Here is a 24,784-nt window from a genome sequence, read left to right as displayed (position 1 = left end):
AGTTTCTTTCCGCATAGAATTCCAAATATGCAGCAACAACAACTCAGTGCCACATATAATCCGCCATTCATATATTGTTTCTTCTCAAACAAATTAAAAGCTTCAAGGGAAAATGTAGAGAATGTGGTAAAACCTCCACACACCCCTGTCTTCCAGAAAAGAATGGTATTATCAGATACACTTTCTCGGTTACTGGTAATTCCAACAACGAATCCAATTAGTATGGCACCGAGGATATTTGTAATCAGAGTTAATATCGGAAAATAAGTCTTAACAGGAATCAGACTTATTGCATATCGCGCTACTGCACCCAAGGCACCACCAAGTGCTACAAATAGAAAATTCATATCAACCTCTCTATTGTCATATATACTGGAATTCAAAACTTTAATTAACTTTTTATATAACTCTCTCGTCTGTCACAAAATGCTTTACTCCGTCTGTCGGATGTAATAGCTCTTTTCTGAAAAACTCAGGATAATACCTGATGGGATCATTTACATCTATCCAGCGAAGGAATTCCTCATGGTCATCTTCCGTCATACTCATACAAACAGGCTCGAAGCCCTCCGGCACCTTCATATAGTAGAAATATGAAACCTCATAAATAAGCTTACCACGATTGGATTCAGCATCTCCATAGAAATAATTCTCATGGATAAAACCTAAGTGATCAACATCGAGCTTAACGCCAGTCTCCTCATACACCTCACGTATCACAGCTTCTTCGGATGTCTCGCCGAACTTGATACGTCCACCAACGGAATAGAGATAATCCGCGCTATCGTTTCCCACCATCAATATTTTTCCTTTTTTCATAATAATCGCTCCGACGCGAAGATTGATCAGTCCTTCTTCACATGGAACTGTCATGTCATGGTTCATAATACCTCCATAAGAATTAATATGCTTGTCAATAAAACTGAAATATATTCCTGTTATTACCTAAGTTCCATTTCATCATTCATTTTTACAAAGCCATACTTCTCATACAGAGGTCTTCCCATCTCAGTAGCTTCAAGAGAGATTGCTTTGATTCCTCTACTCTTTGCATCCTGTACAAGAAGGTCCAAAGTCTTATAAGCTATTCCCTGCCTGCGATAATCAGATGCCGTATACATATTCATGATGTATGCTTTTTCACCTGACGTATTATGATATGTTGGCATTACTCTGTAATAGCTCACTCCGCCGGCACCTATAAATTTGTCCCCGTCAAACACCAAATATGCTATATGTGAGCCATCAGCCATAGCTTTAGAATAATAATCTCTGGATTGCCGCTCCACCTCTGACATATCAACGCTTGCATCAAGCCTGTTTGCTGCCCTCAAAACTTCTATTCTTGTGGTGACAAGTATATCCAGATCTTCTATTGTTGCCTTTCTGAAATTCATTTATTTACCCGCCTCTGAATTGATCTCATCAACTATATTTGCTGGTTTTATAGTCATCTCGACCCATGCCGGAACAAATCCACTCTTCACTGCATTTCTCACCGACCTGATATTAGACCATGCAGAGCAGTAGAATGGCACTTTTCCTCTTCCAAGTATTTCTTTTGCCAACCTGCTTGTAAGAGCGGATGCTATCCCCTTTTGCCTGTACTCAGGAAGAACATCTACCCCTATCTGCCACATGTCATCACAATCAGCTGAACATGCAGCAAACCCTATCAGCTTATCCTGGTCATAAGCTCCAACTCCCAGAACATCCAGATTTTTACGCTCACTGCATAACGCATTGCTCCACTCCGGAAGATATAAGTTCTTGAAATCATCCTGTACAAGTATTCTTGTCTCATATAAGCATTGTATATTGTGAATCCTCTCCACATCAGGAAGGTAGTACTCCGCCATAAAACATATCTTGTACCCGCGCTCCGAAAGACGCTCCTCAAGCCAGTGCATATTTGGAGTCTCAAAAAGATGGTAGAACTCATATTTATCTACGTATTCTGAAACCAGATCTGTCACTTCGTCCCCTGTAGCTGCTACAACATTATTCCCGTAAGAAACAAAGTTGCAGGTGATTGGTTCTTTATAATACCTGCGTGCATTATCTCCCAAATGAAACTTACAGATTATATTTTTCTCAGATAAGAAATCCTCTGCTTTACATCCTATATCTTCAGCGGATTGTCTCATTGCAATTTCTTTAATCTCTTTATTTGTCAGCATTTTCATATTTTAATAGATCCTTGTCCTTGGCCATCTTTTTTATCCCTCTATCACTCCACACATGAGCTTCGATATATCTCTCAGGACCATATTCCCCATCTGGGTTCCAGTCTTGGGGAAGACCATATTTTTTAATCACGCCTATTATCTCGTCGTATGTGTAGAGCTTCTTTCTGTACTCTTTTCCATCATTGACCCGGTCACTGAATGTTGGATGAGAATCTCCATAGGTAAAAGAAACTGTGCTCAGATCCAAGTCTGCTGTATCTATCACTATATAATCGCAGTCTTCGAACCAGCTCTGTAACCACGGACATTCACCTATCACCAGATAATGAGGGGCTTTCCGTTCGATCTTCCCACCCTTTTTCTGGAACTCGGTTCTTAGTATCTCTTCGAACCGCCTTCTATCCGCAATGTAACTGTCTTGCCTTTTGGCGCACATGGTTTCAGGCTTTTCGGCCTTTATAGTCAGAAGCAACTTTTTGGCTTCTTCTTCGCTTAGATCCGACAGATTCCGAAATGGACCTGTTTTCTTATCAAAATAATGGTATAAAAGCATTGTATCCCCATGTCATAAATCAATTATTCTGGAATTTATGCAATTAACATCCTCTACAATTATTTACCGTTAAAAGAATTGAACCATGCTCTCTCTTCAAAGCTCTTTTTAGGCGGAGTCATAGGCTCACCCTCAGCAATTCCAACAGGAAGAATGCATACTAGTTCATAGTCCTCAGGAACGTTCAATATTCTTGCAATCTTGTCACCAATCCTGTCCTCGTCAGTGACATGACCTTCAAACCAGCCAGTTCCATGAATCCGACATGAATAATCATGATAATTGCTGCTATCGTATATTTTTTCATAGTTTTTCCTCGCCCCATAAACTTCGATTTTTGTAAAATTTAACTGTTTTTCATTATATCGAATCAACCACCATCACGGAATACACAATTCAAAAGTAGTAACAAAAAAGGACAGCTATCTCTTTCGAAATAACTGTCCTATGAATCTCTTATTTTTCAAAATCCGGTTTCCATCCTGCAAACTGAATAAGCCTTACATCAATCTATTAGAAGAAAACCACTTTTCCAATACGGAAACAGCATGGATAGCTTCCTAAAAAATGAATCTGATGTTGTATTTGCCTTGGAAGAACAGACAAAACAGCTTGCAGGCACTACTGTCCACAAGCTGTTTAAAAGTCATATTTATTTAATATGTGATAAAAATGATCCTCTTGCATCAAAAAATCTTATTACTGATGAAGATATATACGGCCGCACTCTTATGGTAGGTGGCGGCTCACCGGCGCTCCTTAGATCCGTACAGCAAAAGCTTATTTCATCAGGAAAGATTGAGTATTTTAACAGTCCGGATCATGACACCACTCTTACAAACATTGCTTCCGGTAAAGGCATCTGCCTGGCTCCCGGCTTTCTTAACGACCACAGCGGACAATTTGCATGGATTCCTTATGACTGTGATGATACCTTCGCTTGCGTCTTATGCACTCATAAAGCAGACCAGCGTCAGAGTCTTGATACTTTTATTAAAGTACTGCAGAAGCTATACACCGAAGCTGTTGCCTTTCCGTTTTGACTTAAGGCATTTTTCAGCCTCAAAATAGCTTTGTAATAGTCAATTTATTATTATGTTACAATGTTTTCTTTTCATAACGCTTATAAATGATCCATGCAGCAAGTCCAAAGATAACCGGACCACTTAATGACCAGAAGGTAGTCTTCCAGTCGCCTTCGATGGCTGGCTGAATAATAGCAAAAGCGTTTGCAAAGAACAATGTAAGTGTTACAACATAGCCCCAGATATTTGCAGACTTCTGAGTCTTGAATACTTCGAAACTTCTGTCAATGTTCTTCATCTTCTTAAACTTAGGGAATGCGAATGAAATAAACATGTATGGCACTGTCATACCAACGTTTACCATCGCTGTTAAGATCACGAAGAACTGCTGCATTGTATCCCCACCAAATGAAACTAAAAGAATCATGATACAAACGATTGCACACTGGATCCACATGGCATTCTTTGGCATACCATCCTCTGCAATTTCTCCCATCTTACCCGGCCAAAGCTCCTTTGGAGTTCCGTCGATAATCTGCTTAAGTGGTGAATAAACAAGTGCAAACATAGCACCCATAAGTGCAAGAAGCATAATAAGCGCGTATACTCTGGCAAATCCGTGAGCAAGAGCAGTCTGAGTAGCAACAGAAGCACCAAACACCTTACCAAAAGCTGCTGCAAAGTTTGACATGATCACATATGAGACGTTTCCAAGTGTAATGCTATCTGTTCCAAGGATTTCGCTGTAGTTTGTAAATGAGCCTACAAGCAGGATAAGAATAGCATAACCAACTACGATTACCAAAGCTGCTGCCACAATTCCCTTAGGGAAGTTCTTCTTTGGATTCTCTGTCTTATCAACAAGTCCACCAACTGCTTCGATTCCGCCGTAAGCGAAAAGTGCATATACAATAAATGATAAGATCATGATCGGGTTGCCCTGATAAGCTGCGTTAAGAGGAACCATTAAAGACTCTGTGCCTAAAAATGGCTGCTCAAGCTGACCATGACGAGCAATGATCATAACTACTGAACCAACAACCACCATGATGTTGATCACAAGAACTGCTGTACCACCAATTGATGTTACCTTGCTAATCTTATCAATACCCTTTGAATCAAAGTATGTGATAAAGATAAAAAAGATGATTGCCATGACACCAAGAAGTCTTGAACCGGAAAGGATTTTTGAGCCAAAGAAAGACCAGCTTGATGTGCAATCCTCACCAAAAATAAGATTTGATACAGGTACCCAGATACCTGATGAAACATTTACCATCCAAAGTACATATGATGTGTACCACATGAATGTTCCGATGAATGCATACTTTGGACCTACTGACTTGCACATCCAGGAATACATACCACCTGTTTCGTCCTTAAATGCAGAGCCAAACTCTGCTACCATAAATGCAAATGGTATAAAGAATAAAATACCAGCAATAACAAACCATGGTATTGCTGCATATCCCATTAAGTAATAAGATCTCGGGATATTGTTGAAGCCATATACTGATGTAAAGATCATCAGTATGAGAGCCATGAGCCCTAATTTCTTTTCTTCTTTCATTACTACTTCCTTTAAAAAATATATTCTGCATTTAATTTTATATAAACGCAGCGCTCTCGATTATATCACGTTTTCTCATTTATCTCTATGTCTAGGGCTCATAAACACAAAAATAGCATTTCTTATGAAAGAAGCATCCTGTCGTTAGTAAGTTTTTCGCCTGCCTTGTCCTTAAAGAGCTGCAAAAGATCTTCAACGGTAGTTTTAGCTCTTTTCTCGCCCTCAACATCATATATGATCTCGCCATCATTCATCATGATCGTACGATTGCCCAGATCAAGGGCGGACTGCATATTATGAGTGATCATAAGGCAGGTTATATTGTTCTTTTCTATGACATCTTTAGTCAGAGCAAGAACTTTCTCCGCTGTTGCAGGGTCAAGGGCTGCCGTATGCTCATCCAGTAAAAGAAGCTTTGGAACATTGTAGGTAGCCATCAGAAGTGTCAGCGCCTGCCTCTGTCCACCGGATAAAAGACCTACCGGATGCTTCATCCTGTCTTCCAGTCCCATGCCCAAAAGTGCAAGTCTTTCCCTGAATTCTTTTCTGTCTGTGCTTGTCATATGAGAAAACCAGCCTCTTTTGCCTGATGCCAGATACAGATTATCCTCTATGCTCATGGAAGGCGCCGAACCCTTCATTGGATCCTGAAAGAGCCTGCCTATCACTGCTGCCCTTTTGTGTTCGGACATTCTGGTGATATCCACGCCATCGAGCACGATGCTTCCACCATCTATCTCAAACACGCCGCTTATAGCGTTTAAAAGAGTTGACTTACCTGCGCCATTTGAACCGATAATGCTGATAAAATCTCCCTTTTTCACATCAAAATCAATATTGCCAAGGGCTTTTTTCTCATTGACTGTGCCTTTGCCAAAGGTCTTATTTACAGATTGAAGTTTAAGCATTGGCCCCTCCTTTCTTCCTCATCTTTCCAAGGAAATAAGGTCCACTTATTGCCAGAATGACAATTACGGAAGAAACAAGTTTTAGCATAAAGGCAGGCATATTGAGCCTGAGCGCCATGGTGTAGACAAGTCTGAAGAATATGGCTCCGATCACAGCCCCTATTACTCCATGACCTACTCCCTTGTTTCTAAAAAAGAGTCTGCCGATAAGAAGGGATGCAAGAGCAATCGTCAGCATTCCGGTTCCTATGTCAATGTTGGCGGATTTGTTATACTGGGCCAGAAGACATCCTGAAAGAGCTGTTAAAGAGTTTGATAAACACAGCCCTGTAATTGTGATAGCCACAGTATTGATTGATGAAGATCTGACCATATCAGGATTATCTCCCGTTGCCCTTATGGCAAGTCCAAGCCTTGTCCTTAAAAATGCAACGATACAGATCATAACCACCATAACTATAAGAGTTATCACTATAAGCTTGGAATAAGGATCCAAAAAGCTGCCATCCATCAGGTCTGAAGCATATGAAAAGATGCTTCCTGAACTGTTAAGATTAAGCAGTGACGACTTTCCCATGACAGCTATATTAACTGAATACAAAGCCGTGTTGACTGTAATGCCCGCAAGAAGGCTGTCAACGCCCATTTTGGTCTGCAAAAGAGCTGTCACAAAGCCGGATAGCATACCTGACAGCATCGCTGCAGGAAGAGCAAGAAAAGGATGGCCTGATAAAGTGACCACTGCTCCTACTGCAGCCCCCATAGTGAATGCCCCGTCTGTTGACAGATCACATACATTCAGCATGGTATAACTCATATACAAAGCAAGTACTGTAAGAGAGCTGATAAGTCCCAGCTCAACAGCAGTTTGAATAAGGGATATCATTTCTTTTAACCTCTATATAAATTATTCAAAACTCTCAGCGGTCTTGATAGTCTGGATTGATGAAGCATAGGCTCCGAAAGCTTTTTCTGCGCTCTCCATGTCCATGCCAAGAGCCTCCATCATCTCTTCATTGAGCGTTACAATACCATTGTCAAAAGTCTTAACAGCAACGCTGCCCGGATTCTTTGCATTTAGCAGAATGTCAGCTGCCATATCAGCAGTCTCTTTTCCAAGGTCAGCATAGTTAACACCAAATCCAAGGAAAGCTCCATTAAGTGCAAAAGAGTCAGCTCCACAATAGTGAGGAATACCTGCCTCGCGGAAGATCTCGTAGATTGAAAGCTCAGCTGTCATAATGGTATTGTCTGTTGGTGTGAAAATCGCTTCTACTCCGGCAGAAACCAGTGCATTGGCAGCAAGAGTAACCTCTTCCACATTTGTTCCTGTCTGTTCAACGACTTCGATATTATGTGCCTCAAGAAATTCTCTTGCATCTTTTATGGCTGTTGTGGATGCATCCTGACCTGCATCATATAAAAGACCAACCTTTGAAATATCAGGATCTGCTGCCAGGATCATGTTCATGATTGCCTCTGTATTGAGCATATCTGATGTACCTGTAACATTTGCTCCGGGAGCATCCATAGAAGCTACAAGCCCTGTTGAAATAGGATCAGATACTGCAGAAAATACAACAGGTGTATCCTGACCATCAGTTGCTCCCTGCATAGCCATTGCAACAGGTGTAGCTACACCTATCATCAGGTCTACATTATCAGCCTGGAAATTAGCCACGATCTGATTAAGGACGTTGGCATCTGCATTACAATTGTCATATTTGATATTAAATGTGACGCCTTCCTTCTCTGCTATGGCACTTAGCTCACTCTGAATGTTCTCTACGATCTGATTAAGAGAAGCATCATCAACATAATTGCATATGCCGATCTTGTACTCTTTAGCTCCTGTACCTGCCTGGTCACTAGTTCCTGTGGTGCTGGCGCCGGAAGAGCCGCACCCAGCTGCTACAAGGCCGATAGCTGCGGCCATTCCAATTGACATTAGTTTCTTTGTGATCTGTGCTTTTTTCATATCTTTTCTCCTTTGGGTTTTAGTTTCGGAGCAGATTTCTTAAAGCAAAAAAAATCTGCCCCCTGCATTGTTAAAATGCCGGGACAGATAAAATAATCATCTGCGGTGCCACCCTGCTTGACGTCATAGACGCCCTCTTAACGCATACATACATATGCTGACCTTTTATTACGGGGAGTCCTGCCCCGTCGCCCATACTAAGGTATAACCCTTTTCTGTTTGCCCTTGGAAGTCCATTCGCCGTTATGCTACATATCGCACTCTCACCATCTGCGACTAGCTGTGATGCTCACATATCGGTTACTTACTCTCCCTCAACGGTTTACTAAGTTAAAGTATAAAAGCCTTAAATTTTTTTGTCAATAGATTTATCCCTCTTATGTTCCCTCATGAAGTTTGTAGTCCACGTCTTCACTTATTATTTCAAGCATAATAGCTGCAAATCGCGGATCAAACTGAGTTCCTAAGCCTTTTTCAAACTCTCCTTTGACCACATCCTGCGGGATAATTCCTCTATAGCTTCTGTTACTGGTCATTGCGTCATAGGCGTCGGCAACGGCTATGATCCTGGCTTCTTCCGGAATCTCCTCGCCTGATAGTCCGTCAGGATAACCTTTTCCGTCGTAGCGCTCATGGTGCCACCTTGCTCCTATGGCAAGCTTTGGCATTTCTTCAATATTCTGAAGGATCCTTGCACCCCTTCCGGGATGTGTCTTTATTATTTCAAACTCTTCATCCGTAAGCTTACCCGGTTTATTGATCACCGCGTCAGGCACACCGATCTTGCCGACATCATGAAGAAGCCCCATCATGTATATTTCTTCCTGCCTGTCAAAAGAGTAACCGGCTCTTTTGGCTATTTCTCTCGCATACTCGGCAACTCGCCCTGAATGGCCCTTAGTATAGGCATCCTTGGCATCAATCGCATCTGCAAGTGTATGTACCACATGGAGTGATAGCCCTTCTATTTCCTTGGTCTTGCGTTCCACCTCTGCGTGGAGATCATTTTGAAATCTGATAAGGTCTAGAAGGTGCCTTACGCGAAGGGTTAAAACATCCGCAACAAAGGGCTTTCTGATGAAATCCATTGCCCCAAGTGATAAACCGATAGTCTCCGATTCGCAGTCATCATTAGCAGTAAAAAAGATAACAGGTATTTCTTTTGCCCCGCTTTCTCTTTCCCATTTTCTAAGAAGACTCATGGTCTCAAAGCCGTCAAGTTCCGGCATTTTGATATCCAAAAGAAGCATATCTATCTCATTCTTTTTTACATAGTCCAGTAAAAGTTTGCCACTCTTAAGGCATGTAACCTTAAAACCCGCTTCCGAAAGAACCGTGTTCGCATTTTTCAATATGATCACATCATCATCCACAACAACTACGCGCTCTTCCATTCTATTTCCTTTCCGCAGGCAGCAGTTACTCCCACAAACTGCCATACCCGCTTATAGCTTCATCTACAGTCATAATGCCATTTGCAACATTATATGCCGCTGCCCTGAACTCCTTGTTAACAGCATCATTTAGCCCTGTCTCCTGATAGCTAAAAGTCTTATCCTCAGGGAACCCTTCAAGCGATGAATAGACTTCATCAAAAGAAAAATCGTTTGTCGGTGTGGTAAGTCGCTTAATTGCAGCCATGTTACCAAGCTCTTCTTCTCTCATAAGAAACCTTATAAATTCATTAGTCATATCAAGGTTCTGACTGTTTTTATTTACACTAAAAAACAGGTTTACAGAATCAAGAAAATACCCGCCGTCATCCCCGGTTGGCACAATGAAAAATTTATACTTAAAAGAATTGGCCAAAAAAGCTTCAGACTTGCTCTCACGCTTTTGCGTACCGGAAACCATATCTCCGCTTCCGAGCATTATGGGAACATCACCCTCGAAAAAGCGCATGATCACTGCATTATAATCATCTTCTATCTGTTCTGAGCAAAGCCCCGGATTCAGATACCCTGCATCAACAAAAGCTTTTATTTTCTCAAGCGCAGGCCTCATCATTTCCCCTGAAGACTTTTCCATAGAGTTGAGGGCTTCGACTGATTCAGGATTTTTAATGACATAATCACAAAAATACGGAAAAGCAAAAGCATAGTACATTCCCGCTACTGTCATGCCATTTGCTCCCATAATAGGAACTTCATAGCCTGCTGCCTTGAGCTTGTCACAAACATCAACAAGTTCATTGTAATTCTTGGGAACTTCAAGCCCGTTCATCTCAAAAAGATCCATATTCACAAGCATTCCATAGGTCCTCGTAAAAATAGGGAGCATGACTACATCTCCGTTTTCCAAAGTCCAGCAGGTGCCTTTTCTGAGACAATCCAGATTGATATTAAGCGACGGATCCGAAAGAACCTCCGCATTTTCAAAAACAGGAGCCATTTTATCATCTTCCAGCATCCATGTAGCCGTTACATATATATCAGGAGCCTCATCACTCATGAGCGCACTTGTGATCGTGTTATTATAATCATCAAGATTTACGTAATTGAGACTGACATTCGGATAATACTCATAAAAGCGTTCAAACTCGCTCTCAAGGGATTCAAAATTTGAATAGTTTCCTGCAACCTTGATCTGGCATGACGTCTCGGTAGAAAGTAAAGGCTTGAACTCCGCGCTTTCTTCCGCTTTTTGTCCACAGGAAGTAAAGCAAAATACCATTGCTATAGCCGATGTTAATCCCAGCATTCTTTTTGCCATTCTCACTGTTTTAATATTCATGCTGACTCCTTTCCGTATCCAAAAGATTTTCTCTTTTGCTTTAACCTGATATGATCTCAGGTATCAGGTCATAATCAAAATTGTCGACAGCCTTTTTTATGGTTTCAAATTTTGCGGCCTCATCCTCTGGAAATCTGTATTTTTCAAGGGATTTCACAGTTTCTGCCACACCGTCAAAATCAAAAGCTTCACATAGCTCAGAAATAGTTTCATAGCTCTTTTTCATATCTTGTTCTGAAATCAGAGGCTTATCACTCCCCGCTTCTTCTCCATCTGTACGTCCAAGCAGCTCCATCTCTGTAAGCAGCTTCCGATACATGGTCAAAAGATTTCCTATCTCTGTTTCAAGGAGCGTTACATCCCCTTCTTCTCCTGCCTTTTCAAGGCGGGCTGCAAATTCTCCAAGCTCCATTGCGCCTATTACACGGGAGGTGCTCTTAAGTGCATGTATCTTTACAGTAGTATTCTTAATATCTTTTTCATTCCAGTATTTTTCAATTTCTTCTGCATTTTTTTGCCCGGAATCAAAATAAGTCTTCAGCGTATCCATATAGGATTTCTTGCTTCCGCAATGAATGATCCCTGCATTTACATCAAGAGATCCGATTTTCCAAACAAAATCCGGGATATAATAGTCTTCCTCGTCGCCATCGCCAGATGCCGGAGCAATCTTGTCTTTTGGCAAATATTCAAAAAGCAGCACTTCAAGCCTCTCGGGATCAATGGGCTTGGTAATATAATCGTCAAAGCCTGCGTTTATATACATTTCGCGCATTCCTGAAATTGCATTGGCAGTAAGACATACGATCGGCGCATTTTTGCTTGGTGAATCCTGGATTTTTTCCATATCTTTAAGAGTCTCTATGCCATCCTTGTCAGGCATCATATGATCAAGAAAAATCACGTCATACTTGTTCTGTTTAAATAATGCAATTCCTTCATTCCCGCTTGTTGCCGTATCTATCTGCAGTTTAGTGCGCTTTAACAGATTCTTGAAAACTGAAAGATTGACCTCTGTATCATCAACAACCAAAAGTCTTGCATCAGGTGCTGTAAAGCTTTCACGATATCTCTTTCTCTCAGAAACTGCACGTTTAAAGGTCTCCTCGTAGTTGCCAATAGGGCTCCAGTCTTTTACTCCCTGAATCAGTTCAAAAGAGAAAGTTGACCCCTTGCCATATTGGCTTTCAACCTCGATGCTGCTTCCCATCATGCGCAAAAAGCTCTGGGCTATACTCATGCCAAGGCCGGTTCCTTCTATGTTTCTGTTCTTATTCTCATCAATACGTTCAAAAGCGACAAACAGGCGATCCATATCTTCAGGTTTTATTCCGATTCCTGTGTCTTTTACACTTATTATGAGTTTTACAGAATCAGAAGCTTCTTCCATCTTTTCAAATCCCGCTTTAAAGGTGATCGAGCCCTCTTTCGTGTATTTAACGGCATTTGAAAGGATATTGGTGATGATCTGTTTAATACGTATCTCATCTCCGTGCAATATAACCGGAATATCCCTGTCAACTTCAAGGTCAAAAGAAAGGCCCTTATCCTGCGCTTTTCCCTGAACCATATTCACCAGGTCATTGAGCATAGAGACAAAGCTGTAATCAACGTCGATGATATCCATCTTTCCTGCCTCTATCTTGGAAAAATCAAGGATATCATTGATGATGCCCATAAGTGTCTTTCCCGCAGTCCTGATACTTTCCGAATATGCTACGATTTCATCCTCATGACTGTCCCTTAGGACCATCTCATTGAGTCCCAGGATTGCATTCATAGGTGTGCGGATGTCATGGGACATAGTGGACAAGAAATGTGATTTTGCCTCATTTGCCTGATTAGCAGCCTCGGCAGCCTCTGCAAGCTTTTTGTTATAGAGCATCAGTATCAGGTAATTGAAGGTAAGGAGGGATAAAAGACCAAGCGTCACCATTCCCAGTAAAAGCCAGTCAACAACTGTATTTGCCGCCTTAAGTTCACCTGCTGGTATATAAGCCAAAAGAAACCATGTATTCATTGATTTCAAAGGAGTGTAGGATATTACACATTCCTCTCCCTTTGAGTTAAGCATTGTCATGGTTCCTGTCTCCGAAGTTACCTTGACTGTCATTTCGTTGTAATCTACAATGTCAGCTTCGTTATAAGATTTATAATATTCAAAAAAGTTGGAATTTTTCAGCGATTTACCATGGACCAGATATTCTCCCTCCTTGTTAATGAGAGAAATCTCAACGTTTTCATACTCACCTTTAAGAAATACAAGCTTATCCTCAAGCATACTGACAGGCTCCACGCGCATAAGAATTGCCTCTGAAAGCTGCCCGTCTGACTCATCCAGAACTTTTACGTAATTAAGAAATGCAATTGACTGCACTCCATTCTGGGGATTAGTATACGCTCTTGTTAAGCTGATCTTACCATCTTCTCTACTTATCTCATCAATGTTGTCAAAAATGTTAATATTGCGGTATGAAACCGAATAATCATTTGCATCCTTTGAGCTCGCATGAGTAGATATCCCACTTTGGGATGTCTTATCAAGAAATAAAAGATGACCATAAATACTCGAAGATATCTTTGCCTTTCTGATAAAAGAAATTGCTTCCTCACCGGTCATTGGCGATCCCGCCTCTGCGGATCGATTAATATAGTTCGCCCAAATATCGCAAAGATGCTGCTCGTCCTCCAGGTAATTCGTAATGATCTGTTCCGCAGTTATCGTCATCTTCTCAAAATCCTCAACGACTCTCTCATTACTTTCCCTCATCTTAGTATTGGCATACTGAACTATGAAGAAAAGTATCAATCCCATTATCAAAAGATCAACAATAATGATCAGCGTTCTCTTCACGCCACTACCTCCACAAAAGCCGCCGTCTCACGTATCCTCACATAATTCAACCGACAATCACTTCTATTTTATTATACCAAACAAACGGTTTATGGTCTATTCACATACCATTATTACGACTCTTACACTAATCAAGAACTCCCCTCACAGGCGGAGACCGTCTGTAAGGGGAGCTTGTTATTGCTTGCATTGTTCATAAGGTAATGATCCTGCCAAAATCGAGTCCAGTTGTGTCTTCGGATGCAATTACGAGGGAACCGGATCCCTGTTTGTCTCGGATAAAGGAGATGGCTTTTTCTTTTTCGGAGGTGTTGAGGCCTTTGAAGGGCTCGTCCATTACGAGTACATCGCTTGGAATGCAGCAGGCTCTTGCTATGCAGACCATGCGTCTTTCTGCGTTTGAAAGATTCTTTACGGGAATATCTACTTTATCCTCTGGAAGGAGTTTTAGGAGTTCTTCCCTTACTGTCTGCTTAAATACTTTTTTGCTTACCATGGCACAGTTTGTAACTGCTGAAAAGCCCTCGCAGAGCCTATCCTCCTGAAAGACAACACCTGCGTTTATGTAGGGATATTTATAATCCCCAAGAAGGCCGACTTTGCCGGAATCCGGTTTTTCAAGTCCTAAGACAAGTCGAAGCAGTGTAGTCTTACCTGCACCGCTGCCGCCTGTTACTATATAGCTGTGCTCATCCTCTATATTCAGATTAAAACCATCAAGAACTTTCTTTTCACCATAGGATTTTGATACATCTTTTACCTCAATTATCATTTGCTCTTCCTCCTGAAAAGATTAAAAAACTCAGGAATGTAGATGTATCTGATTACCCTGTCCCCAGGCATTCTGTATACCTTTGCCATTTCCAAAAGCTGCTTAAATCTGCTGTCCATAAATATTCTCCCTGTTCACTGTAGTAAATACAAGAAAATAATCATTATCTCTTTTAAACATATAAATACTACCACAATACAAAGAGAAAGTCGTCAGTGCCTTGCACCGACGACTTTCTGTTTTATTATTTAAACCTACTAATTTTCGCTATTTATTTGGACTTTACGATAGGTTCGATCTGGGAAACCAGGTTATCGATGTGCTCGAATACGCTGCTCTTTGTAGTTCCAAGCTGATTAACTCTTTCAAGCTGGTTTACGAGGGCATCGTACTTTCTGTTGATGTCATCGATATTTGATCCGATGAGATGAAGCTCATCTGCAGCTACATCAGTAGTATCTGCAATCTCCTGCTGAACGGCATTGGCTCCGTCGGTACTCTCGATGATCTCATCGAAAGTCTCCTTTGTCTCTTCTACGCCCTGAAGTGACTTATCCATTGCTGCAATGGAATTTTCCATAAGAACAGATAATTTCTCACTCTCAGTATTTGCATTGTCGATAGAAGCATTTACCTGATCGATCATTACCTTGATCTCATCTGCAAGCTCTCTGACTTCTGTAGCAACTACTGCAAATCCTTTTCCTGCAGCACCTGCTCTTGCAGCCTCAATTGAAGCATTCAGAGCAAGAAGATTTGTCTGAGATGCAATGCTGATGATCTTTTTCATATAATCAGAAATCTGATTAACCGATTCCTTGAAGTTTTCAAAGCCCTGCGCCATCTCATCGAAGCTGGCTCTTACTTCATTGGAATTGTCTTTAAGCTCTCCAACCTTATCCTGTGCGTTATGAACACTGTTTAAGATATTCTGCTTAACATCTTCAAACTTAGAAGCACTCTGATTAACCTCAGCAAACTTCTCGTTGAAGTTCTCCATCCTGTCTCTTAATTTGGTGTTGCTGTCAATTACATCATCAACAGCTTCGCCCATGTCATGAATCTCAGTAAGAGAATTCACTTCATTCTGAACCAGATCTTTTTGGAAGCCCTTAATGGAATCTGCGATATAAACCAAAGAATCCATCTTTTCTTCCAGCGCCTTTTTCTCTTCAGCGTCTTTATTTACATTCTCGTTTACTGTCTCATTTTTCTTTTTACCAAACATTTCAAACATATTTATCTCCCTTATTCGAATACCACACATGTCATGGTCTGATTAACAAACTGCGTGTTATAATGTTCGCCAAATCCTACAAGTCCACATGAGGCTCCAAGGGTTCCTATCTTGTTAAGGTATGTTGAAAGGCCTCCTCTCTCCTCAAATACAAGATATCTGAATATGCAATTTACTGAAAAGATAGCTGATACATGGTTGAAATCATTCTTGATCTTATTTATGGTAGCCTGAACTACTTCAGAAGGATCACGCATCTCAAGAATTGTGAGGATATCCGAGTCGTTGATCTGTCTGTACAGAATAAGACCATTTCCTGATACGTCCTTTAATGAAACTATACAAACGTCATCACCGACCATTTTTCCAAAAGGATTTTTGAAGGTCTGGTTTACAACGTCGTTCTCAGGAGCTCCTGTAAGCTCGATATATACCTGCTTTGCAGGGCGTCCGTTTAATTCTCCAAGATAATATTTGCTCTTATCTGTTTTAGAAGCAACAAGCTGAGTATTATCCCTCGGAGCATAAATATTCTCCTTATATGTTTTTACCTTGCCGCCGTTATTCTTAATTACTGCGTATACCATGGCATCTTCATATACTTTGCCATTAACTGATACCTTTCCGGCATCACCTGTAGCTCCCATGACCTGGAGATTATATTTTTCTACAAGAGTTGAAAGAGTTGTAAGAACTGCAGCATCATTGGCAGCACAGAAATCGATGATTGCTGTGTTGTCTTTTCCTGGTCTTAACGATTCAACATCATCTGTAATTCTTTTGATATACCTTGCAGGCGCCTTAGAAACATTTTCAAGAACACCTGTGGCTACTGTAACTCCATCAGTGAAAGCAGTGATAGCAACACCGTTTTCCACAACAGTAGTATCATATCCCATGGCAATACAGCCAATACTTGGAACACCCGGGTAGAGTTTTTCAAGTGTTTCAACATTTGCTTCAAACTTATCAGCATTACTCATCATGATAATAAGCTTAGGCGAAACAAGCCCATGTACTGCTTCTGATACGCTACCTTGAGCGTTTTTTCCATAAAAGGTCTTCATAGAACATCTCCTTTGAAAATATTTAAAAGACATCATAGATATTGTACCATCAATATGAAAAAAAACGTTCATCCAAATACTGTTTTTCGATTAAAATTATATTAAAATTTAATAAACCCCCTATGTTTCCATAGGGGGCTATTATCATATTCTCATGGCAACTTCGTAGGCTCTCCATATTACACTTCGAAGATTTCCTATCTGTTTGCAATCACCAATAAAATCAATATTGCTGGTTCTATCACTATCCTTTATGAGAGGATTAGGAATGTAACCTGCAGAGCTGATAACACTATCACACTCTATTTCAAATTCTTTTCCTTCCTTGTCCTTTACAAGGATATTGCCATCCCTGACTTCTTTAAGAGAAGTCTCAAGGTAAACCGGAACTTTATGAAGCGCAAACCACTCTCTAAGGTATGAGCTGTTTGCAAGGCACACTCCCGGTTGTGAAACAAGGTCATCCTTCATTTCTACAATAACAGGCTTTTTGCCCTTAAGCGCAAGTTCATATGCAATCTCGCATCCTGTAAGTCCACCGCCTATTACAGCTACTGTCTCTCCGACCTCTGTACCGGTAAGGAACTCGCAGGCTTCCACCATTTTTTCATGTCCCGGAACGCTTCTTAATACCCTTGCCTTGGAACCTGTTGCGATCAGGATATCGCTTTTGCCAAATTTCTTAAGGTCAGTTATCTCTTCATTCAAATGAACTTCAATTCCAAGCTCATCCATTTTTCTAAGATACCACGCCAAAAGATCTCGCAGCTTCCCTTTATATGACTCTGCACTTGCAGCAATAAATGTTCCGCCTAGTCTGTCTGCTTTTTCATAAATAACAGGCTCATGGCCCCTGAGCTTAAGGACTCTGGCTGCTTCCATTCCGCCTATGCCACCGCCAATGATATAAACCTTCTTGGGGTGCTTGGTAGGTTTGATGTGATGCTTGTCCTTCTGCATAGTTTCGGCATTTACAGCACATCTTGCAAGATGGAGAGAGTCAGATAATTTCTGGTCATTTGGCACGCCCTTATAGTGACACATATTAAAGCAGCCATTGTGACAAAGAATACATGGTCTTATATCCTCTTCTTTTCCAGCCATAAGTTTGGTAACCCATTCAGGATCGGCAAGGAACGGTCTTGCAAAGCCGGCTCCATCGAGCTTTCCTTCATTTATTGAATCTGCAGCAACTCTTGGATCAAGTCTTCCGGCGCAGACAACAGGGATATCCACATACTTTTTAAGATTCTCTACATCCTCTAAATTACAGTTTTCAGGCATATAGATTGGTGGATGAGCCCAGTACCAGGCATCATACGTACCATTGTCGCAGTTGAGCATATCGTAGCCTGCATCCTGAAGGTACTTTGCAGCTCTTTTGGACTCTTCAAAATCTCTTCCTGCTTCTACATAGTCCTCGCCTGGAAGTGCGCCCTCTCTAAAGCCCTTGGTTTTAGAGACAACACTGTAACGCAGAGAAACAGGAAAATCTTTTCCACATGTTTTCTTTATTTCTTTTACGATATCCACAGCAAATCTGTATCTGTTCTCAAAACTTCCACCGTATTCGTCAGTTCTTTTATTCACATAAGGTAAAGTGAACTGATCAAGAAGATAACCTTCGTGAACAGCATGTACTTCCACGCCGTCGACTCCGGCTTCTTTCAAAAGAAGCGCAGTCTTGCCAAAAGCTGTGACATACTCTCTGATCTCTTCTACAGTAAGCGCCCTTGAAGGCAGCTTATCAGACCATCGGTTAGGAGATGGACTTGCTGATGCTGTTATCTTGTCAAGGTCCATGAAGGGCTTTGACAAAACTCTCAGAGCCTTATTGTTATACAAGGTCTCCATCATGGTACTTACGGTAAAAGACCTGCCAAAGCCGGCAGTAAGCTGGACAAAAAGCCTGGCACCTGTCTCATGAAGCCTGGGCATCCATTCTTTTAGTTCCTGATACATTTTCTTATTGCTGTAGAGCCACTGACCAAACATTGGATTGTAAACAGGCTGACATCCGGGAAGAACAAGTCCCGCATTGTTTTTAGCCACTTCAAGTATGAAGTCAGCTCCAGCCTTGTCGAAATGGTTTTTTTCCATCCATCCAAATAAATCAGTTCCACCCATGGAAGTCAAAACAATGCGGTTTTTTATCTCCACATTTCCAATCTTCCATTTTGTAAAAAGTGGTTCTAATCTCTTATCCATAGCCTGTAAATCTCCCAAAGTCAATTTATTAAAAAAAGCACTTATTTACTGTTGCACCAAAGTCTTTTTCCTTGTAATTCCAAACAGCATGGCCTATCTCGTACTTCTCGAAAATACTGTGGATATCAGCAAACCATCTCTTTGCAGACTCCACATCCGCAAGCTCTATAACGCCATACTCACCGCAGTAAAGGCATACATTCTCAGCCTTTGCTTTCTCAACAGCAGGAACAAAGATCCTCTCAAAATATGAAGGTCCGATTTCAGTGATCTCTCCTCTGTTGATGGCATCTGCAAGATCAGGTGAAAGCTCTTTTGACTTTTCTCTGTAATCCTCAAGTGAGCCAGGATATTCAACTACGAAGTCCTTAGGCATATTCTCTACCCAGTAAGCTCTCTGATGAGTAAAGATAAATGGCTCGTAGCAGTGGAAATTGTAAACGATCCTGTCATCAATTGGTTTATCAAGGAGAGGTACGCTTGTTACGTTGTTGTAGCATACGCCGCCGATGATGATATAAGCAGTAGGAGCATTTTTTCTGATAGTAAGAGCAGCCTCTTTTGCTATCTCGTTCCACTCCTTAACAACCTTAGGTGATACGATCTCGTTAAGAAGCTCAAGAGCCATCATATCAGCATCTTTTGCAAATCTCTTTGAGATTGTGTCCCATGTGTTGTAAAAACGCTTCTGAAGTTTCTCATCATAGAAGAAAGCTTCCTTACTCTCTCCCTTATCAAGTGGATCAAAAGAATAACCATATGCCTTATGAAGATCAAGAACCATGTTAAGTCCTGCGCGTCTGCACCAATCAACGCAATTCTCAAGATACTCGTAGCCGCTCTCGATGGGCTCCCCTTGCTCATCTTCGATCACTACATAATCAACAGGAACACGGACATGGTCAAAACCAGCCTCCTTGATCCTTACAATATCCTTTTCTGTGATAAAGCTGTCAAAATGCTCTTTTGTGTCTTCATCGAACTGTGACAGCCAGCCACCAAGATTGGCGCCAAACATAAATCCGTCAAACCTCTTCATACACTACCTCCGTCTATTTGTTTAAGTATTTTAAAGCTTCAGCTCTTCCAAGCTGATATACTCTTTCCAGCTCTTTTTCGTCAGTCTCAACCGGACTGATATTAAGGGGCGCAAGCGGTCTTATTACCTCTATCTCACCCTTCTCTTCCTTTTCTCTCACATACCTTTTCTGCTCATTGTACATGAGATATCTCTCTTCCATAGCCTTTATCATATTGGGATACTTTCTGAGCATCCATCTGACAAGAGGCATGTACTTCTGCCTGCCCTTGACATAATCTTTGGGCTGAGTTTCGATAACTAAGATTTTATCATATCCAAGGCCCTCCATAAACTTAAGAGGGATAGAATCTGATATGCCTCCATCCAGGTAAACTCCTCCGTTTATCTCAACAGGTCTTGATACCAACGGCATTGATGCAGAAGCCTGGATCCAGATAATGTCGCTTTTTTCTCCTGTTTCGCACTTGTGATAAACCGGCTTTCCCGTATTTATGTCAGTTGCAACACAGTAAAATTCCATGGGATTGGCCCTGAAGGCATCGATATCCCATTTATCGAGCTTATAGGGAAGTTCATCGTAACAAAATGGCACATTATAAATATCTCCCGTAGTTAAAAGGGATCTTATGCTGTGATACCTTTTGTCTTTACAGTACTTTTTGTTGTACCTAAAAGCTCTTCCTATCTGCCTAGACTTGATATTGCATCCAAATGTCGCGCCGGCGGACACTCCCACTGCCCCGTCAAAAGAAATACCATTCTCCATAAGGACATCCAATACGCCGCAGGTAAACATACCGCGCATAGCGCCGCCTTCCATAACCAGTGCTGTCTTCATACGATTCTCCAAAGTCATCATACCCAAATAAGAGCCGTCCCACTAAAGGACAGCTCTTTTAGCTTTCTTAACTATTCTATCACACTTCTATGAATATTTTGCGATAAATTCATCCATAGTAAGGGGTTTGTCAAAATAGTATCCTTGAAGATAATCGCACCCTATATCGGTCATCATCTTGGCCATATTTTCGTCTTCTACCCCTTCAGCAGTAATTAAAAATCCAAGTTTGCTGTAAGTCGACACCATATTTGGAAGAAGCTCATCCGGTTTTTTTGCGTATTCCCAGACAAGGCTCATATCCATCTTAACTCCGATAAAAGGACATTTCTTTAGCCTTGCCGGATTGGAATATCCGCTTCCATAATCATCAAGTACAAAATAAAATCCACTCTTTTGAATGCTATGTATCTGATTAAACAAAAGCCCCTCGTCAATAAATGACTGCTCCGTCACTTCAAAATGTATGTAAGAAGGGGCCACTCTGTTCTCGCCTATGATTCTTTCGAGTCTTTCCTTCAGATCATGGCGAATAAACTGAATTGGAGAAAGATTTACATTTATCCAATTTAGTCCCATCTTTTCCATGTCACTTGCTGCGACAAACTTACATACCTTATCAAGAACCTGCTCTCCAAGCTGATTTATTCTTCCATTTTGCTCCGCAATTGGAATAAAAAGCCCCGGCGAAATAAGTTTTCCATCGTCATCTCTTATCCTTGCAAGCGCCTCTGCTCCCACCATCTTTTGAGTTGCCGCATCAACTATAGGCTGAAGAAATACTTCCACCTGATTGAGGTCAATTGCATTCTCAAGTATTCTTTTTATCTCAGCATCCTGTTCAGTACTGTGTACCATCTTTTCATCTATCAGAACATAGTCTTCGCTGCCAGCATTTGCTACTTTACCAAGACTCTGGATAAGAACACTAATGATGGTATGGGTCGACAATCCTTTTTTACCAGGCTTTATATAAACAAAACTTACATCAAAATAGATATCAGTATCATCTGAATTCCACGAGCTTTCAAATCTCTCTTCAATCTTTTTCCTGATATTATCAGCCTCAAGCTCAAGAGTCTCATCACCCAGAATTGCAAATCTTCCGCTTCTGCAATAAAAAATCTCCATGTCAGGAAATTCATTTAGCAAAAAGCTTCCAATAAGTTCGACACCTACATCCATCTGCCTTACGCCATACATTTCACGAAGATCGCGGTAATTATGGATAATAAATGCAAGTATGCTATATGGCTTTTTACCATTTATCTCTTCAAGATATTCACTGAATGCCTTGTTGTTAAACATTCTTGATCTTCGCTCAAGATAAAAGTCCGGATTTTCAAACGAAAGATATAAAACAGTAACAGCAAGAACACAAAAGGTGTCCATTATAAGCACCTGTGGTAAAAAGAGTCTGAAAAATGTACCAATGAGTAAAAGTGTATTAGCCCAAAAAATGCTGATCTTTTCCCTTTTTTGGATAGTACTTACTTTACAGGCAAAAGTTATCAAATAAGAAAGAGCTATATAAAACCAGAACTCAACATAAAGAATTTTATAATAAGGTCCTGAGTGATAGCCTTCGGCATCCACATAAAAAATCATCCTTGTCCAGGGACTTGTAGCTGCCATTAATATACATAATTGAAGAGGGATTCGTTTAAGAATTGAAAACGTCTTCGTGAAATATGCTTCATCCTTTATGACAGTTGTGAAATAAAAGAAATACACATATCCTCTTAAATAGAACAGTGCAAAAAAAAGCGAATTTACAAATTCCACAAGCCTGACAGGAAACAGCCTATAGTTCATATCAAGCCAGGTAGAGAGAAGATTAAATACAATCATACTGGCTTCTATCAAAAGAAGCATAATAAAAGTACGATTCATTCTGTTGGGTACTCTTGGCAAAAAGAAATAGTATGCAACAAAAAGAATCAATAAAAGTAAACTTGGAATTGCGTAACTTAAGTCCCACATACACTTTTCCTCTTACGAGCCGCACAACATCTGTTACGTATTATTGTTCATAAATATTCACTTTTATGATATCATCTTTTTTGTTACATAACTATTAAAAAATCCTAACTTCTTGATAAACTCAAAATGTGTTTTCAAGAAGTCAGGATGTATTTTTATTTAAAATATGTTACAAGCCCATATACTATCAAAAAAGCTATGATAACAGGAAGGACATATTTAAAATACCATTTCAGTTTTCGACTTATTTTGAGTCCATCACCGTTATTTACTTCATTTAGATAATTATCAAATCCCCAGCCATATTTTGTAGTACAGAAGAGGCAACATATCAGTGCTCCAATCGGAAGCATCAGATTACTTAGTATAAAATCCTCAAGGTCCATAACGGTATTGCCTGCTTTAAGTGGCTGGAATGCACTAAAGACATTAAATCCAAGAGCGCAAGGCACAGATCCTATAGTTATTATGATCCCTGCTACAAAAGCGGCTTTTTTCCTGCTCATTTGATGAATGTCGATCATAAAGCTAACATCATTTTCAAATACACCTACCATAGTAGAAAGTGCTGCAAAATACATAAAAAGGAAGAACAGGCTTCCCCATAATCTTCCGGCTGGAAGTGAGATAAATACATTGGGCAGTGTAAGAAAAATAAGACTTGGTCCACTGTTTGGCGCAACGCCATAGGCAAAACAGGCAGGAATTGTTATAAGGCCTGCTACTATCGCAACAAAGGTATCAAGACCTGCAACCAGAATTGCTTCCCCGGCAAGACTCCTGTCCTTTTCAATATAGCTTCCGAAAATCTCCATACTACCAATTCCAAGGCTTAGTGTAAAAAAGCTCTGATTAAGCGCAGCATACAGAACCTTTCCGAATCCAACTGCCTTTACATTATCCATGTTTGGCATCAGATAAAAAGCAATGCCCTCTTTGGCAGATGGGAGTATCAAAGAATTGATTCCCAAAACTATCATAATACATATAAGAGCGATCATCATAATCTTGGTTATCTTCTCAACGCCATTTTGAAGTCCCGCTGAACATATTACAACAGTGATAGCCATAGTGATAACCATGAAAACAATCATAATGATGGGACTTCCCATCATACTCTTATATATTTCCTGAACTTCTGTTGTATCAGCATTATCAAAAGCTCCTGTCACCATGAGCACAAAATATCTAAGCATCCACCCTGAAACCACAGAATAAAACATAAGTAATAGGAAATTGCCTGCTACAGCGACATATCCCATAAGATGCCACTTAGAGCCCTCTTTCTCAAGCATCTTGTACGCCGGCAGAATACTTTTTCTAGAAGTCCTTCCCATTGAATACTCCATAGTCATGATCGGAACTCCCAAAATCAGCAAAAACAGTACATAGAATAAAACAAAGATCCCACCGCCATTTTCACCAACCATGTAAGGAAATCTCCAGACATTCCCAATACCTATAGCACATCCAGCTGATAGCAGAATAAATCCAAGTCTGCTTCCCAAACTTTCACGTTCTTTCATCGCTTTAAACCCCTAAATTATTTTTTACACAGACCTTCATAATACCATACAATGCGCTATAATACCAGCTACTATAGCGAAAAGCATAAAAAAAATATGCCATACTATTACATGAGTCTTTACATATAGCAAAACACTTACGCTTTGTATATGCGTAAGTAAATGTGGACAGAGGGACGATTCTTTTATTATAAGAAAAGCTAAGATTGCGGCTGCGTACGCCACCATTGACTGAACCTGAGGAAAACGCCTTTGTCTGCGAGCCGACGGTGAAGATGATGGGAACAGTAGATTTTCTCTC

The 24,784-nt window shown here is 40.6% G+C and carries 23 protein-coding genes; 1 reads left to right on the top strand and 22 read right to left on the bottom strand.

Going from position 1 to position 24,784, the window contains the following annotated elements:
- The 6 genes from crcB to G585_RS19185 all read right to left on the bottom strand — a co-directional run.
- A partial coding sequence (gene crcB, locus G585_RS0114935; RefSeq protein WP_022776075.1) for a fluoride efflux transporter CrcB occupies positions 1 to 347 on the bottom strand: 347 nt, incomplete at its 3' end.
- A gap of 52 nt (positions 348 to 399) precedes the next feature.
- Complete coding sequence (locus tag G585_RS0114930; protein ID WP_022776074.1) at positions 400 to 885, bottom strand: NUDIX hydrolase; 486 nt, start codon at positions 883 to 885, stop codon at positions 400 to 402.
- A 56-nt stretch (positions 886 to 941) separates the two neighbouring features.
- Positions 942 to 1,397, bottom strand: coding sequence for a GNAT family N-acetyltransferase (locus G585_RS0114925; protein ID WP_022776072.1), 456 nt, complete (start codon positions 1,395 to 1,397; stop codon positions 942 to 944).
- The gene (locus G585_RS0114920) at positions 1,398 to 2,186 is read right to left on the bottom strand and encodes a GNAT family N-acetyltransferase (protein ID WP_022776071.1); all 789 of its coding nucleotides are present in this window, start codon (positions 2,184 to 2,186) and stop codon (positions 1,398 to 1,400) included.
- Positions 2,167 to 2,742: a hypothetical protein gene (locus tag G585_RS0114915; protein WP_022776070.1), complete on the bottom strand. Its 576-nt coding sequence runs from the start codon at positions 2,740 to 2,742 to the stop codon at positions 2,167 to 2,169. The genes G585_RS0114920 and G585_RS0114915 overlap by 20 nt, the downstream gene beginning before the upstream one ends.
- A 59-nt stretch (positions 2,743 to 2,801) precedes the next feature.
- On the bottom strand, positions 2,802 to 3,116 hold the full coding sequence (locus G585_RS19185; RefSeq protein ID WP_022776069.1) for a hypothetical protein: 315 nt from the start codon (positions 3,114 to 3,116) through the stop codon (positions 2,802 to 2,804).
- A 174-nt stretch (positions 3,117 to 3,290) separates the two neighbouring features.
- On the opposite strand from G585_RS19185, the gene G585_RS18355 reads away from it, so the two are divergent.
- Complete coding sequence (locus G585_RS18355) at positions 3,291 to 3,785, top strand: LysR substrate-binding domain-containing protein (protein ID WP_022776067.1); 495 nt, start codon at positions 3,291 to 3,293, stop codon at positions 3,783 to 3,785.
- A gap of 55 nt (positions 3,786 to 3,840) precedes the next feature.
- On the opposite strand, the gene yjeM is transcribed toward G585_RS18355, so the two are convergent.
- From yjeM to G585_RS0114825, 16 genes are all read right to left on the bottom strand, one after another.
- Positions 3,841 to 5,337, bottom strand: coding sequence for a glutamate/gamma-aminobutyrate family transporter YjeM (yjeM, locus tag G585_RS0114900; protein ID WP_022776066.1), 1,497 nt, complete (start codon positions 5,335 to 5,337; stop codon positions 3,841 to 3,843).
- 122 nt (positions 5,338 to 5,459) lie between these two features.
- Positions 5,460 to 6,245, bottom strand: coding sequence for an ABC transporter ATP-binding protein (locus tag G585_RS0114895; protein ID WP_022776065.1), 786 nt, complete (start codon positions 6,243 to 6,245; stop codon positions 5,460 to 5,462).
- Positions 6,238 to 7,131: an ABC transporter permease gene (locus G585_RS18350; protein ID WP_022776064.1), complete on the bottom strand. Its 894-nt coding sequence runs from the start codon at positions 7,129 to 7,131 to the stop codon at positions 6,238 to 6,240. Before G585_RS18350 ends, G585_RS0114895 begins: the two co-directional genes overlap by 8 nt.
- Before the next feature lie 21 nt (positions 7,132 to 7,152).
- Complete coding sequence (locus G585_RS0114885; RefSeq protein WP_022776062.1) at positions 7,153 to 8,223, bottom strand: ABC transporter substrate-binding protein; 1,071 nt, start codon at positions 8,221 to 8,223, stop codon at positions 7,153 to 7,155.
- Positions 8,224 to 8,600: 377 nt separating this feature from the next.
- A complete protein-coding gene (locus G585_RS0114880; RefSeq protein ID WP_022776061.1) occupies positions 8,601 to 9,617 on the bottom strand; it encodes an HD-GYP domain-containing protein in 1,017 nt (338 codons plus the stop codon).
- Positions 9,618 to 9,642: 25 nt separating this feature from the next.
- Positions 9,643 to 10,956, bottom strand: coding sequence for an ABC transporter substrate-binding protein (locus G585_RS0114875; protein WP_022776060.1), 1,314 nt, complete (start codon positions 10,954 to 10,956; stop codon positions 9,643 to 9,645).
- A gap of 40 nt (positions 10,957 to 10,996) precedes the next feature.
- Entirely contained in the window at positions 10,997 to 13,810 is a 2,814-nt protein-coding gene (locus tag G585_RS18345; RefSeq protein ID WP_022776059.1) for an ATP-binding protein, read from the bottom strand.
- Positions 13,811 to 14,003: 193 nt separating this feature from the next.
- Complete coding sequence (locus tag G585_RS0114865) at positions 14,004 to 14,582, bottom strand: ABC transporter ATP-binding protein (protein ID WP_022776058.1); 579 nt, start codon at positions 14,580 to 14,582, stop codon at positions 14,004 to 14,006.
- Positions 14,579 to 14,701 carry a hypothetical protein gene (locus tag G585_RS20005; protein WP_022776056.1) on the bottom strand — a complete coding sequence of 41 codons (123 nt, stop codon included), beginning with the start codon at positions 14,699 to 14,701 and terminating at the stop codon, positions 14,579 to 14,581. The genes G585_RS0114865 and G585_RS20005 overlap by 4 nt, the downstream gene beginning before the upstream one ends.
- A gap of 152 nt (positions 14,702 to 14,853) precedes the next feature.
- Complete coding sequence (locus G585_RS0114855) at positions 14,854 to 15,819, bottom strand: methyl-accepting chemotaxis protein (RefSeq protein WP_022776055.1); 966 nt, start codon at positions 15,817 to 15,819, stop codon at positions 14,854 to 14,856.
- An 11-nt stretch (positions 15,820 to 15,830) separates the two neighbouring features.
- On the bottom strand, positions 15,831 to 16,886 hold the full coding sequence (locus G585_RS0114850; RefSeq protein ID WP_022776054.1) for an FIST signal transduction protein: 1,056 nt from the start codon (positions 16,884 to 16,886) through the stop codon (positions 15,831 to 15,833).
- Positions 16,887 to 17,030: 144 nt separating this feature from the next.
- Positions 17,031 to 19,094 (bottom strand): oxidoreductase, encoded by a 2,064-nt coding sequence (locus G585_RS0114845; protein WP_022776053.1) that lies wholly within the window; start codon positions 19,092 to 19,094, stop codon positions 17,031 to 17,033.
- A 28-nt stretch (positions 19,095 to 19,122) separates the two neighbouring features.
- A complete protein-coding gene (locus tag G585_RS0114840) occupies positions 19,123 to 20,133 on the bottom strand; it encodes a glycoside hydrolase family 5 protein (protein WP_022776051.1) in 1,011 nt (336 codons plus the stop codon).
- Positions 20,134 to 20,146: 13 nt separating this feature from the next.
- Complete coding sequence (locus tag G585_RS0114835; RefSeq protein WP_022776050.1) at positions 20,147 to 20,974, bottom strand: patatin-like phospholipase family protein; 828 nt, start codon at positions 20,972 to 20,974, stop codon at positions 20,147 to 20,149.
- An 87-nt stretch (positions 20,975 to 21,061) separates the two neighbouring features.
- Positions 21,062 to 22,867: an EAL domain-containing protein gene (locus tag G585_RS0114830; RefSeq protein ID WP_196802922.1), complete on the bottom strand. Its 1,806-nt coding sequence runs from the start codon at positions 22,865 to 22,867 to the stop codon at positions 21,062 to 21,064.
- 245 nt (positions 22,868 to 23,112) lie between these two features.
- Positions 23,113 to 24,483: a sodium-dependent transporter gene (locus tag G585_RS0114825; protein WP_022776047.1), complete on the bottom strand. Its 1,371-nt coding sequence runs from the start codon at positions 24,481 to 24,483 to the stop codon at positions 23,113 to 23,115.
- Positions 24,484 to 24,784 lie beyond the last annotated feature (301 nt).

This window comes from Butyrivibrio sp. AE2015 (assembly GCF_000420825.1).
GTDB lineage: Bacteria > Bacillota > Clostridia > Lachnospirales > Lachnospiraceae > Butyrivibrio.
The sequence above is the reverse complement of the archived record's forward strand: the minus strand, read 5'-3'. Positions and strand labels throughout refer to the sequence as shown.